Origin of the sequence: Pseudomonas sp. dw_612 (assembly GCF_018449725.1) — a bacterium.
Lineage (GTDB): Bacteria > Pseudomonadota > Gammaproteobacteria > Pseudomonadales > Pseudomonadaceae > Aquipseudomonas.
This window is the reverse complement of record NZ_JAAVVC010000003.1, coordinates 231,922-245,127: the sequence shown is the minus strand read 5'-3', so window position 1 is coordinate 245,127 and position 13,206 is coordinate 231,922. Positions and strand designations below refer to the sequence as shown.

Sequence of the window (13,206 nt, the reverse complement as noted above, 5' to 3'; positions counted from 1 at the left end):
AGGACGGCGAGGCCGCCAATAAGGACGTACCAACGGGTCAGGCGATCTTTGAGCGCGCGAATGCGGCGCTTGCGTTGCAACTCAGGCGTATTGAAGTCAATCCGCTTGGGGGGATTCGTAGTCATGGTGGAATTGGCCAGATCATTCATGCGCACACCCTAGCGATCCTGTATGACAGAAAGATGACAGTGCAGTGACGCAACAAATCCGCCGCCAGCGGGACTGGCAGAGGATCGGAAATTTTGGGGTTGTAGGAGCTGTCGAGGGAACCGAGGCTGCGATCTTTTGATCTGGCTTTTAACTACAAGATCAAAAGATCGCAGCCTCGGTCCCCTCGTCAGCTCCTACACAGGTCCGGGGCGTACCCCGGGCCTAGGGTGTTACTTTTTTGCGACTTCAGCGCCGCCTTCCGCCAGACCCAGGTCAGCCAGTGCTTTTGCAGCAACCTTGGCCGGCAGTGGGATGTAGCCGTCTTTCACTACAACTTCCTGGCCCTGTTTGGACAGAACCAGTTTCACGAACTCGGCTTCCAGCGGGGCCAGAGGCTTGTTCGGGGCTTTGTTGACGTAAACGTAGAGGAAACGCGACAGCGGGTATTTGCCGTTCAGTGCGTTTTCTTCGCTGTCTTCGATGTACTCGGTGCTGCCTTTCTTCGACAGAGCAACGGTTTTCACGCTAGCGGTTTTGTAGCCGATGCCCGAGTAACCCACGCCGTTCAGCGAGGAGCTGATCGACTGCACGACCGAAGCCGAGCCTGGTTGTTCGTTGACGTTTGGTTTGTAGTCGCCTTTGCACAGGGCTTCTTCTTTGAAGTAGCCGTAGGTGCCGGATACCGAGTTACGACCGAACAGCTGAACCGGCTTGTTGGCCAGGTCGCCGGTCACACCCAGGTCGCCCCAGGTTTTCACGTCGGTTTTAGCGCCGCACAGACGAGTGGACGAGAAGATCGCGTCGACTTGTTCCATGGTCAGGTGCTGGATCGGGTTGTCTTTGTGTACGAAGACAGCCAGGGCGTCCACGGCAACCGGGATAGCGGTTGGCTTGTAGCCGTACTTCTGCTCGAAGGCAGCCAGTTCGGTGTCCTTCATTTTGCGGCTCATCGGGCCCAGGTTAGAGGTGCCTTCAGTCAACGCAGGTGGCGCAGTGGCGGAGCCAGCGGCCTGAATCTGGATATTTACGTTCGGGTATTCTTTTTTGTAGTTCTCAGCCCACAGGGTCATGAGGTTGGCCAGAGTGTCGGAACCAACGCTGGACAAGTTGCCCGAGACACCGGTGACTTTGGTGTAAGCCGGAATTGACGGGTCAACGCCAGCGGCTACCGCGTGGGCAGTCGCAACGCCAGCAGCGACAAAAGTCATTGCCGCCATCAAACGCTTCAGTTTCATGCCTTACTCCTAGCAGATAGGGTGTGTTATTCGGGGCCAAGTATTGGCAGGCCGTGTGAACACTCTATGGCTGAAATATGACAATTGGATGAAAGGCCACCATTCGATCTTTTTGCAGAACTACCGCGTTATCGTTCTTCGCGAGCAAGCCCGCTCCCACACTGGATCTGCGCCTGAGCACAGAATATATGTCCAATTGCGTCAGTGTGGGAGCGGGCTTGCTCGCGAAGGGGCCAGTGCTATTAATGAAAGAAACGGCTTAACGCCCCTTCTTCCAAAGATAAGCCCCGACCAATATCCCAACCCCGCAAATAATCGCCACATAGTAGGCAGGCCCCATCGGGCTCTCCTTCAGCAGCAAGGTCACGATCATCGGCGTCAACCCACCAAAAATCGCGTAGGCCAGGTTGTAGGAGAACGACAGGCCGCTGAAGCGCACCACCGCCGGGAAGGCCTTGACCATCACGTACGGCACGGCGCCGATGGTGCCGACCAGCAAGCCGGTCACGGCGTACATCGGGAACAGCCAATCGGGGTGGTTGAACAGGCTGTGGTAGAAGGTCCACGAACTCAGCAACAGCAACGCGCTGCCGAACACAAACACCCGGCCGGCGCCGAAGCGATCAGCCAGCGCACCGGACGCCACGCAACCCAGGCTCAGGAACACGATCGCCAGGCTGTTCGCTTGCAACGCGGTGGTCGGCGAGAAGTGGTAAACGGTTTGCAGTACGGTCGGGGTCATCAGGATGATCACGATGATGCCGGCGGACAGCAGCCAGGTCAGCAGCATGGAAATCAGGATCGCCCCGCGATGGTCACGCAACACCGCGCGCAGCGGCACTTCTTCGGCCAGGGCCTTGCGCAGTTGCAGTTCGGCGAACACCGGGGTCTCGTGGAGCCAGCGGCGCAGGTACACCGAGAACAGGCCGAACACGCCGCCCAGCAGGAACGGAATCCGCCAGGCGTAATCCGCCACTTCCACCGGGGTGTAAATTCCGTTGATCGCCGTGGCCACCAGCGAACCGAGCAGGATACCGGCCGTCAGGCCGCAGGTCAGGGTCCCGCAGGCATAGCCGATGTGCCGCTGCGGCACGTGTTCGGAAACGAAGACCCACGCGCCGGGCACTTCACCGCCAATCGCCGCGCCCTGGATCACGCGCATCAGCAGCAACAGGATCGGCGCCCACATGCCGATCTGCGCATAGGTTGGCAGCAGGCCCATGATCAGGGTCGGCACGGCCATCATGAAGATGCTCAGGGTGAACATCTTCTTGCGCCCCAGCAGGTCGCCGAAGTGCGCCATGACAATGCCGCCCAGCGGACGCGCCAGGTAACCGGCGGCGAAGATGCCGAAGGTCTGCATCAGGCGTAGCCACTCGGGCATGTCGGCCGGGAAGAACAGCTTGCCGACTACGGTGGCGAAGAACACGAAGATGATGAAGTCGTAAAACTCCAGCGCACCACCCAAGGCGGACAGCGACAAGGTCTTGTAATCGTTGCGGGTCAACGGACGTACGGATTGCGTTGGCTGCGCAGTGCTCGAGGGCGCTGTGGTCATGGCAAGGGCTTCTCTTATAGGCGGATCTGCAACCCCAACAACGCTGGCGGAGGCTTGGGCAGGTCCGCACGATAGCAAATTGTTCGAAAAAGCACATAGAGGTGCGTATTTGACGGTCGAAATGAGAACCGGACGGTCGTCTCGGAGTCTACCGACCGATATACTCGCAATCTTGCAACAGTTTGTAAGGGTTGCTGTGCGAAAACGCCTGCCGATCCTCACAGGCGATTTCGCAGAGTTTCCCTTAGGCGCCTTACGAAAAACGTGACGAACGTAGTATGTTCGGGCTGAATCGTTTTTCTTGAAGACGGCTATTCACCTGAAAGACCAACGTAGAGTCACGGGTCAGAGGCACCCCCGGCATGATAGAGCTCGAACAAGAAGATCCAATCCCGCAAGGCGACCTGGCCCTGCAAATCACCGCACTCCCGCGCGAAACCAACGGCTTTGGCGATATTTTCGGCGGCTGGCTGGTGGCGCAGATGGATTTGGCCGGCACCGCGATGGCCAGCAAAGTCGCCGGCGGCCGCGTGGCAACCGTTGCGATCGACCGCATGGCGTTTCTGGTTCCAGTGGCGGTGGGCGCGCAGCTCTCCTTCTATACCCAGGCGCTGGAAATTGGTCGCAGCTCGATCCAGATGATGGTCGAAGTCTGGAGCGACGATCCGTTGTCCAGCGAGTGGCGTAAAGTGACTGAAGCGGTGTTCGTGTTCGTCGCCATCGACGGCAGCGGCCGCACCCGTTCGTGCCCGCCGCGCGCGCGTTAAACACGGCGCGCATTTTGCGGTCCATTGCAGTCATTGTTCCCGATTGAGAGTTGTCCCATGAGCACGCCCAACGTTGAAGCCGTCAAACTGGATGAACTGAACTGCTGGCGCATCCGCCACGGTCAGGCCGAATTGCTGGTGGCCCAGCAAGGCGCGCACATCCTCAGTTATCAATTGGCCGGGCAACCGCCACTGATCTGGCTCAACGACGAGGCGGTGTTCAAGACGGGCAAGAGCATCCGCGCCGGAGTGCCGGTGTGCTGGCCGTGGTTTGGCAACTTCGCGCGCAACCCGCAAAGCGTGCAGGCGATGCGCGTCAGCAACGAACCGGCCGCCGCTCACGGTTTTGTCCGGGCGACAGATTGGGAATTGGGCGGCATCGAAACCGAGGGTGAAAGCCTGCAGGTGGAATTCATCCTGCCCTACCCCGAAGGCGGTTTTCCGAGCTGGGCGCATCAGGTGGACTTGAAACTGAGCATCCGTCTGGATGAACAGCTGCACATCAGCCTGACCAGCCACAACCGCGGCACTGAAACCGTGTCCATCAGCCAGGCGCTGCACAGCTATTTCGCCGTCAGTGACGTGCGAAACGTGCAGGTCGAAGGGCTGGATGGCTTGAGCTACATCGATACGACCAAGGACTGGGCCACGGCCACGCAGACCGGCGATCTGGCTTTTACCGGCGAGACTGACCGTATCTACCTCGATACCCCGGCGAAGCTGAGCATTGTTGACCCGGCCTGGGAGCGACGCATCGAGCTGACCAGCAGCGGTTCACGCACGGCGGTGATCTGGAATCCCTGGACTGAGCGCGCAGCTGCATTCAGCGACATGGCCGACGATGGCTGGCAGCGCATGCTATGCATCGAGACGGCGAATGTGATGGACGATGTGGTGAACCTGGCGGCGGGTGCCAGTCACACGCTCGGCGTCAGCATCGGTAGCAAGCCTTTATAAGCAACACCACAAAACCAATGTGGGAGCGGGCTTGCTCGCGAAGGCGTCGTGTCAGTCGACATTAAAGTTGAATGACACACTGCATTCGCGAGCAAGCCCGCTCCCACATTTGGTGGGTGTCAGATTTACAGATCCGACTCTTTCACCACACGAACCTTCGCCGCATCCAGCGCATACGCCGCGTCAGCCAGGTCGTTGTTGACCTTCTCGATCTTCAGCGTGCCGGTCACCCACAGCGGTGTGTAGATATCGTCCAGCTTCAAACCCTTCGGATAACGCACCAGCACTAACTGGTTAGGCGGCGGTGGCGGCACGTGGATGCAGGCGCCCGGGTACGGCACAAGGAAAAACAGCGTGCTGCGGCCCTTGGCGTCGGACTCCAGCGGCACCGGGTAACCACCGATGCGGATGTTCTTGTCGTTCATCGCCGGCACGGTTTTGGTCGAATACATCACCGCCGGCAAGCCCTTGCCCTGCTTCATGCCACCCTTTGACGTAAAGGTGCCATCGCCTTCAGGGGTGTTGTGGTCGATTTCGGGCATGGCTTCGAGGGCTTTCTGGTCCGACTTGGGCATCAGTTCCAGCCAGTCGGTTTCCGGCAGTTCGCCGGCATGGGCAAGGCCCGAGCCCAGTAAAAGGAAAGTCAGTAGAAGACGGCGCATGGAGGTGCTCGACAAAAGGAAGGACAGTGCAATGGCGAGCATTCTAGCCCTCTCGGCCTGCGCAGCAGAGAGGGCTTTGTCGCTTGAATCAGTTCTTTTTGATCAGGCCGTAGACCACCAGCAACACGATGGCACCGACCAGCGCACCGATGAAGCCCGCGCCCTGGCCAGCCTGGTAAATGCCCAGAGCCTGGCCGCCGTAAGTGGCTGCCAGCGAACCGCCGATACCGAGCAGGATGGTCATGATCCAACCCATGCTGTCATCGCCCGGTTTCAGGAACCGCGCCAGCAGGCCGACGATCAAGCCGATAAAGATGGTTCCGATAATTCCCATGGCATTTCCCTCTGATTAGATAGTTATGCCAAAGCCTAGTCAGACTTTGGCATCCTGCCATCAGAGAACGGCGGACACTGAAGGTTCCGCCGCTGCCACATGAAACTATTCGGCGATGAGGGCTTCGACCTTGAGGATCTGCGCCGCCAGCGTCTCGCGATCCGCACACCGCAGATTGGCGTGACCGACCTTGCGGCCGACCTTGAACGCCTTGCCGTAGTGATGCAGGTGGCAATCGGTAATGGCGATGACTTTCTCTACCGGCGGAACCACACCGATGAAGTTGAGCATCGCGCTCTCGCCGATCTTGGCCGTCGAACCCAACGGTAGGCCGGCAACGGCCCGCAGGTGGTTTTCGAATTGGCTGCACTCGGCGCCTTCGGTGGTCCAGTGCCCGGAGTTGTGCACGCGCGGGGCGATTTCGTTGGCCTTGAGGCCTCCGTCGACTTCAAAGAACTCGAACGCCATCACGCCGACGTATTCCAGTTGCTTGAGCACTCGGCTGGAATAATCTTCAGCCAAAGCTTGCAGCGGGTGATCGGTGCTGGCCACGGACAGCTTGAGGATGCCGCTGTCGTGGGTGTTGTGAACCAGTGGATAGAACTTGGTTTCGCCATCACGAGCGCGCACGGCGATCAGCGAGACTTCACCGGTGAACGGGACGAAGCCTTCCAGCAGGCACGCCACGCTACCCAGTTCGGCGAAAGTGCCGACCACATCTTCCGGTTTGCGCAGGACTTTCTGGCCTTTGCCGTCGTAACCCAGGGTGCGGGTTTTCAACACGGCCGGCAGACCGATAGAGGCTACGGCAGCGTCCAGCTCAGCTTGAGACTGGATGTCGGCGAACGCCGGGGTGGGAATCCCCAGGTCTTTGAACATGCTCTTCTCGAACCAGCGATCGCGGGCGATGCGCAGGGCTTCGGCGCTCGGGTAAACCGGGACGAACTGCGACAGGAACGCCACGGTTTCGGCCGGGACGCTTTCGAACTCGAAGGTCACCAGATCGACTTCATCGGCCAGTTGACGCAGGTGATCCTGATCGCCGTAATCGGCCCGCAGATGCTCGCCCAACGCGGCGGCACAGGCATCCGGCGCCGGGTCCAGGAAAGCGAAGTTCATGCCCAGCGGAGTGCCCGCCAGCGCCAACATGCGACCCAACTGGCCGCCACCGATTACACCGATCTTCATCGTCAACAACCTCAGGCGATGCGTGGGTCTGGATTGTCCAGGACGCTGTCTGTCTGCTCAGCACGGAAAGTTTTCAGCACCGCGTGGAACTGCGGGTGCTTGGCGCCCAGGATACTCGCCGACAGCAAGGCTGCGTTGATCGCGCCCGCCTTGCCGATGGCCAGGGTGGCAACCGGAATGCCCGCAGGCATTTGCACGATCGAGAGCAGGGAATCGACGCCCGACAGCATCGACGACTGCACGGGCACGCCGAGCACCGGCAGGTGGGTCTTGGCCGCACACATGCCAGGCAAGTGGGCCGCGCCACCGGCACCGGCAATGATCACCTCGATGCCACGCGCCTCGGCCTCTTCGGCGTACTGGAACAGCAGGTCCGGGGTGCGGTGGGCAGAGACCACTTTCACCTCGTAAGGGATGCCGAGCTTTTCCAGCATATCGGCGGTGTGGCTAAGGGTGGACCAATCGGACTTGGAGCCCATGATCACGCCAACCAGTGCACTCATCGTCGTGCCTCTTCTCTCTGGGCGCCCGCAGGCGCGTCAAAAAACAACAAGCCACGCAATATGCGTGGCTTGATTGTACGAAAAATGGCCGGACGAACCGGCCGAAGGCCGCGCAGTATACCTCAATGAAGCAGATAAACAGCCCCCGAAACGACCATCTGTCATACGGCGCAAAGTGCCGGTTTTATTGACTTAAGAGTCAGTCAAAACAACACCGTTTCCCTGTGGGAGCGAGCTTGCTCGCGATAGCGTCGGGACAGCCACCATGGATCTTGAATGTTAGTCCGTCATCGCGAGCAAGCTCGCTCCCACAGGGATTAGTCGCTGTGGCTAAGAACCCTGCGCCGCACCACCTTCCAGCTTGCGCCACAACAACCGCACATTCGCCTTGCGCACCAGCGCGCAGCGATACAGGCGAATCTCCAGCGGCACATGCCATTGCGGGCCGCCGCACACCACCAGTTCACCGCGCGCCAGTTCGGCGCGCACGCTCAGTTGCGGCACCCAGGCAATCCCCAACCCTTCCAGCGCCATGCTTTTCAGGCTGTCCGCCATGGCGGTTTCATAGATGGTGGTAAAGCGCAGCGCACGCTGGCGTAGCAATTGGTTCACCGAACGCCCGAGAAACGCACCGGCGCTGTAGGCCAATAGCGGCACGCTGGCCTCGCCTTCCAGATCGAACAGCGGCTTGCCCTCGGCGTCCGCCGCGCACACCGGCAACATTTCAGTCTGGCCCAGATGCAGCGACGGGAAGATTTCCGGGTCCATCTGCATCGCCGCGTCCGGATCATAGAACGCCAGCATCAAATCACAGCCGCCCTCACGCAACGCGTGCACGGCATCGCCGACGTTGGTCGCCACCAGCCGAGTGGCAATGTTCAAACCTTCATTACGCAACTGCGCGATCCAGCGCGGGAAGAACCCCAGCGCCAGGGAGTGCGCCGCCGCAACCTGCATCACCTCGCCCTGCCCGCCCTCCAAGTGATGGAGATGGCGCAGCACTTCGCCCAACTGTTCAACCACCGTTCGCGCGGTGACGAGAAACAACTGCCCCGCCGCCGTCAGCTCCACCGGCGTGCGCGAACGGTTGACCAACTGCAGCCCCAGCGCGGCTTCAAGGCTGCGAATCCGCCGGCTAAAAGCAGGCTGGGTCACGAAGCGGCGTTCCGCAGCCTGGGAGAAGCTGCGGGTGGCGGCCAGGGCACTAAAGTCCTCCAGCCATTTGCTTTCCAGATTCATCACGTCCTCCCGGACACGCACCAAATTAGGTCACACGCTCGCCGCACACGCGGCGTCACACGGGCATTATGCCGAATGTGCATAGGCCAGCGCTTAACAGCATTGGCCCAAAATTGTTCACAAGCCTAGCATTTGCAGCGTTCCGGCACAGACCGGGTCCATATCGAGATGATTTCTATCATGTCCTCCGCTGCATCTTTCCGCACAGAAAAAGACCTGCTTGGCGTACTCGAAGTACCTGCTCAAGCGTATTACGGCATCCAGACCCTGCGAGCGGTGAACAACTTCCGTCTCTCCGGCGTTCCGATTTCGCATTACCCGAAGCTGGTTGTCGGCCTGGCCATGGTTAAACAAGCCGCCGCTGACGCCAACCGCGAGCTGGGTCACCTGAGCGACGCCAAGCACGCTGCCATCAGCGAAGCCTGTGCACGACTGATCCGCGGCGATTTCCACGAAGAGTTCGTGGTGGACATGATTCAAGGCGGCGCTGGCACTTCGACCAACATGAATGCCAACGAAGTCATCGCCAACATCGCGCTGGAGGCCATGGGTCACCAGAAGGGCGAATACCAATACCTGCACCCGAACAACGACGTGAACATGGCGCAGTCGACCAACGACGCCTACCCGACCGCAATTCGTCTGGGCCTGCTGCTGGGTCACGACGCGCTGCTGGCCAGCCTCGACAGCCTGATCCAGGCGTTCGCTGCCAAAGGTCAGGAATTCGCTCACGTCCTGAAAATGGGCCGAACCCAACTGCAAGACGCCGTGCCGATGACCCTCGGCCAGGAATTCCGTGCCTTCGCCACCACGCTGGGCGAAGACTTGGCCCGTCTGAAGACGCTGGCCCCGGAACTGCTGACTGAAGTGAACCTGGGCGGCACCGCGATCGGCACCGGCATCAACGCCGACCCGCGTTACCAGCACCTGGCTGTGGAGCGTCTGGCCCTGATCAGCGGTCAACCGCTGGTGCCCGCCGCCGACCTGATCGAAGCCACCTCCGACATGGGCGCCTTCGTGCTGTTCTCCGGCATGCTCAAGCGCACCGCGGTCAAGCTGTCGAAGATCTGCAACGACCTGCGCCTGCTGTCCAGCGGCCCACGCACCGGCATCAACGAAATCAACCTGCCGGCACGTCAGCCAGGCAGCTCGATCATGCCCGGCAAGGTCAACCCGGTGATCCCGGAAGCGGTTAACCAGGTAGCGTTCCAGATCATCGGCAACGACCTGGCCCTGACCATCGCAGCCGAAGGCGGCCAATTGCAACTGAACGTGATGGAGCCGCTGATCGCCTTCAAGATCTTCGACTCGATCCGCCTGCTGCAACGCGCCATGGACATGCTGCGCGAACACTGCATCGTCGGCATCACCGCCAACGAAGAGCGCTGCCGCGAACTGGTCGAGCACTCGATCGGTCTGGTCACCGCGCTGAACCCGTACATCGGCTATGAAAACGCCACCCGCATCGCCCGTATCGCCCTCGAAAGTGGCCGCGGCGTGCTGGAACTGGTGCGCGAAGAAGGCTTGCTCGACGACGAAATGCTCGCCGACATCCTGCGCCCGGAAAACATGATTGCTCCGCGTCTGGTCCCGCTTAAGGCTTGATCAAACGCTGCACACGCTCACCAGGTCGAGGGACTAGACACCTCTCACCTTTTGAGGGCTTGGGGATTTATTCCCCGAGCCCTTTTTTTTAACTCTTTTGATCTTGCAGCACCTCGTAACGTCGCTTGCACCACAATCGTGCAGACGGGCAACGCACTCATAGGTATAGTGCCGCCCCTCTTCGCGTGAGCGGTCGTCGGTAACGAGGCCCAAAACCATGCGAAACCCGAACTAATAACAAACCCGCGATATGGAACCGGGACGAACACTCGCCTCACCTGTCATGCCCCGAGCAAGCCGGTGTAACGCGATGTTTCTACCCCTCCAGCATTTGCTTAAACAAAAAACAGCGAGGAATAATCCATGCTCGAAGTCATCAACGACTTCCTCTCAGGGAAAGTACTGATCGTGCTCATTGTCGGGCTCGGTAGCTACTTCACGATCCGCTCGCGTTTCGTTCAATTGCGCCACTTCTTCCACATGTTCGCGGTGTTCCGCGACAGCCTCAAAAGCAGCGCCGGGCAACTCAGTTCGTTCCAGGCCCTGATGCTCAGCCTCGCCGGCCGCGTCGGTGCAGGCAACATCGCCGGTGTCGGCATCGCCGTGACCCTCGGCGGGCCAGGTGCGGTGTTCTGGATGTGGGTGACCGCGCTGGTCGGCATGTCCAGCAGCTTCTTCGAATGTTCCCTCGGCCAGCTCTACAAGCGCTGCGATTCCGACGGCACTTACCGTGGCGGCCCGTCCTATTACATCCAGCACGGCCTGCAGAAACGCTGGTTGGGGATGATCATGGCGTTCCTGCTGCTGATCACCTTCGGCTTCGCCTTCAACGGCCTGCAATCCCATGCCGTGACCCACTCGCTGAAAAACGCCTTCGACCTTGACCCAACGTACACCGGCGCGGCCCTGGCCGTGTTGCTGGGCCTGGTGTTCATCGGTGGCATCAAGCGCATCGCCAAGGTCGCTGACCTGCTGGTGCCGGTGAAAACCCTGGTGTACATCGGCGTGACCATCTACGTGATCGTGCTGCAATTCGACCACGTTCCCGCGATGCTGATGACCATCGTCAAAAGCGCCTTCGGTCTCGACCAGGCCTTCGGCGGTCTGATCGGCAGCGCGATCGTCATGGGCGTGAAGCGCGGCGTGTTCGCCAACGAAGCCGGCCTGGGCAGTGCGCCGAACGTGGCCGCCGTGGCTTCGGTCGAGCACCCGGTTGCTCAGGGTGTGGTTCAGGCGTTCAGCGTGTTCCTCGACACCTTCGTGATCTGCACCTGCACCGCGTTGCTGATCCTGCTCTCGGGCTTCTACACCCCGGGCTTCGAAGGCGACGGCATTGCCCTGACCCAAAACTCCCTGGCCGCCGTGGTCGGTGACTGGGGTCGCAGTTTCATCTCCGTGGCCCTGTCGTTGTTCGTGTTCACCTCGATCCTCTACAACTACTACCTGGGCGAGAGCAACCTGCGCTTTATGATCGGTGAAAACCGCGTTGCGCTGATTGGTTACCGCGCATTGGTACTGGTTCTGATTTTCTGGGGTGCCATCGAAAACCTCGGCACGGTGTTCGCTTTCGCCGACATCACCATGACCATGCTCGCGTTCGTCAACCTCATCGCGCTGTTCCTGTTGTTCAAGGTCGGCATGCGCATCCTGCGTGACTACGATGACCAGCGCGCGGCCGGCATCAAGACCCCGGTGTTCGATTCGAGCAAGTTCCCGGATCTGGACCTGGACCTGCAAGCCTGGCCGGCCAACCCGCCAGCGGCGGCCACCAAGGCTGAAGCTGAGGCGCACGGCGTACCCGCAGCGCAACGCTGATCGGTTAAAGTGCGAAGTACCCTGTGGGAGCGGGCTTGCTCGCGAAGAGGGAGTGTCAGGCGACATTAATGTTGGCTGACACACCGCTTTCGCGAGCAAGCCCGCTCCCACAATGGAAGTCATCGTTTCGGAGAACCTCCATGAATTCCTCGACCTATCCTGCCGCCCAGCACGTCATGGTGCTCTACACCGGCGGCACCATCGGCATGCAAGCCAGCGCCCATGGCCTGGCCCCGGCATCCGGTTTCGAAGCGCGGATGCGCGATTACCTGCACAGCCAACCTGAACTCGTGGTGCCGCAATGGCGCTTTCGCGAGATGAGCCCGCTGATCGACAGCGCCAACATGACCCCGGCCTACTGGCAGCAACTGCGTGAAGCGGTGGTCGATGCCGTGGATGTCCAGGGTTGCGACAGCGTGCTGATCCTGCACGGCACCGATACCCTGGCCTACAGCGCCGCCGCCATGAGCTTTCAATTGCTCGGCCTGCATGCGCGCGTCTGCTTTACCGGTTCGATGCTGCCGGCCGGCGTCACCGACAGCGATGCCTGGGAAAACCTCAGCGGCGCGCTGGTTGCCCTCGGCCACGGCCTGGCGCCGGGCGTGCACCTGTACTTCCACGGCGAACTGCTGGACCCGACCCATTGCGCGAAAGTGCGCAGCTTTGGTCGGCATCCGTTCAAGCGGTTGGAGCGTCAGGGCGGCGGTGTGAAGGCGACTTCGCTGCAAGCGCCGTTGACCTACAACCAGCCCAAGCAACTGGCGAAAGTCGCCGTGCTGCCGCTGTTCCCCGGCATTGGCGCCGAAGCGCTGAACGGCCTGCTCGACAGCGGCATTCAGGGTTTGGTGCTGGAGTGCTACGGCAGCGGCACCGGGCCGAGCGACAACCCTGAGTTTCTCGCCGCACTGGAACGGGCGCGGGACAAAGGTGTTGTGGTGGTCGCCGTCACTCAATGCCATGAAGGTGGCGTCGAGTTGGATGTGTATGAGGCCGGCAGTCGCTTGCGTGGTGTTGGGGTGCTGTCGGGGGGCGGCATGACCCGTGAGGCGGCGTTCGGCAAGTTGCATGCGCTGCTGGGCGCAGGTCTGGAAAACGCCGAAATGCGGCGCCTGGTCGAGCTGGATCTGTGTGGTGAGTTGAGCTGATCCATCGTGCTTCGCCGGCTCCTGAGAGGTCGCAGGAGCCGGTCAGCC

At 60.6% G+C, this 13,206-nt stretch carries 12 protein-coding genes; 5 read left to right on the top strand and 7 right to left on the bottom strand.

Annotated elements, in window-relative coordinates:
- Positions 1-380: 380 nt before the first annotated feature.
- Both HB680_RS06765 and HB680_RS06760 read right to left on the bottom strand, forming a co-directional pair.
- Positions 381-1,385 carry a phosphate ABC transporter substrate-binding protein PstS gene (locus tag HB680_RS06765; RefSeq protein ID WP_213937787.1) on the bottom strand — a complete coding sequence of 335 codons (1,005 nt, stop codon included), beginning with the start codon at positions 1,383-1,385 and terminating at the stop codon, positions 381-383.
- 259 nt (positions 1,386-1,644) lie between these two features.
- Positions 1,645-2,943, bottom strand: coding sequence for an MFS transporter (locus tag HB680_RS06760; protein ID WP_213937786.1), 1,299 nt, complete (start codon positions 2,941-2,943; stop codon positions 1,645-1,647).
- 362 nt (positions 2,944-3,305) lie between these two features.
- On the opposite strand from HB680_RS06760, the gene HB680_RS06755 reads away from it, so the two are divergent.
- Together HB680_RS06755 and HB680_RS06750 are read left to right on the top strand one after the other, a co-directional pair.
- Positions 3,306-3,710, top strand: coding sequence for an acyl-CoA thioesterase (locus HB680_RS06755; protein ID WP_054048323.1), 405 nt, complete (start codon positions 3,306-3,308; stop codon positions 3,708-3,710).
- A 57-nt stretch (positions 3,711-3,767) separates the two neighbouring features.
- On the top strand, positions 3,768-4,667 hold the full coding sequence (locus HB680_RS06750) for a D-hexose-6-phosphate mutarotase (RefSeq protein WP_213937785.1): 900 nt from the start codon (positions 3,768-3,770) through the stop codon (positions 4,665-4,667).
- A 125-nt stretch (positions 4,668-4,792) separates the two neighbouring features.
- Here HB680_RS06750 and HB680_RS06745 read toward each other — a convergent pair whose 3' ends face one another.
- From HB680_RS06745 to HB680_RS06725, 5 genes are all read right to left on the bottom strand, one after another.
- The gene (locus tag HB680_RS06745) at positions 4,793-5,329 is read right to left on the bottom strand and encodes a DUF3299 domain-containing protein (protein ID WP_213937784.1); all 537 of its coding nucleotides are present in this window, start codon (positions 5,327-5,329) and stop codon (positions 4,793-4,795) included.
- Positions 5,330-5,417: 88 nt separating this feature from the next.
- The gene (locus HB680_RS06740; RefSeq protein ID WP_103402960.1) at positions 5,418-5,663 is read right to left on the bottom strand and encodes a GlsB/YeaQ/YmgE family stress response membrane protein; all 246 of its coding nucleotides are present in this window, start codon (positions 5,661-5,663) and stop codon (positions 5,418-5,420) included.
- Positions 5,664-5,768: 105 nt separating this feature from the next.
- A complete protein-coding gene (locus HB680_RS06735) occupies positions 5,769-6,851 on the bottom strand; it encodes a 5-(carboxyamino)imidazole ribonucleotide synthase (RefSeq protein ID WP_213937783.1) in 1,083 nt (360 codons plus the stop codon).
- Between the two features lie 11 nt (positions 6,852-6,862).
- Positions 6,863-7,354 carry a 5-(carboxyamino)imidazole ribonucleotide mutase gene (gene purE, locus HB680_RS06730; protein ID WP_019694319.1) on the bottom strand — a complete coding sequence of 164 codons (492 nt, stop codon included), beginning with the start codon at positions 7,352-7,354 and terminating at the stop codon, positions 6,863-6,865.
- Positions 7,355-7,684: 330 nt separating this feature from the next.
- Positions 7,685-8,593, bottom strand: a complete 909-nt coding sequence (locus HB680_RS06725; RefSeq protein WP_213937782.1) for a LysR substrate-binding domain-containing protein — start codon at positions 8,591-8,593, stop codon at positions 7,685-7,687.
- Positions 8,594-8,773: 180 nt separating this feature from the next.
- Here HB680_RS06725 and aspA point away from each other — a divergent pair, with 180 nt between their 5' ends.
- From aspA to HB680_RS06710, 3 genes are all read left to right on the top strand, one after another.
- Positions 8,774-10,198: an aspartate ammonia-lyase gene (aspA, locus tag HB680_RS06720; protein ID WP_213937781.1), complete on the top strand. Its 1,425-nt coding sequence runs from the start codon at positions 8,774-8,776 to the stop codon at positions 10,196-10,198.
- Positions 10,199-10,561: 363 nt separating this feature from the next.
- Entirely contained in the window at positions 10,562-12,013 is a 1,452-nt protein-coding gene (locus tag HB680_RS06715) for an alanine/glycine:cation symporter family protein (protein ID WP_213937780.1), read from the top strand.
- Positions 12,014-12,153: 140 nt separating this feature from the next.
- Positions 12,154-13,158 (top strand): asparaginase, encoded by a 1,005-nt coding sequence (locus tag HB680_RS06710; RefSeq protein WP_213937779.1) that lies wholly within the window; start codon positions 12,154-12,156, stop codon positions 13,156-13,158.
- Positions 13,159-13,206: the final 48 nt, after the last annotated feature.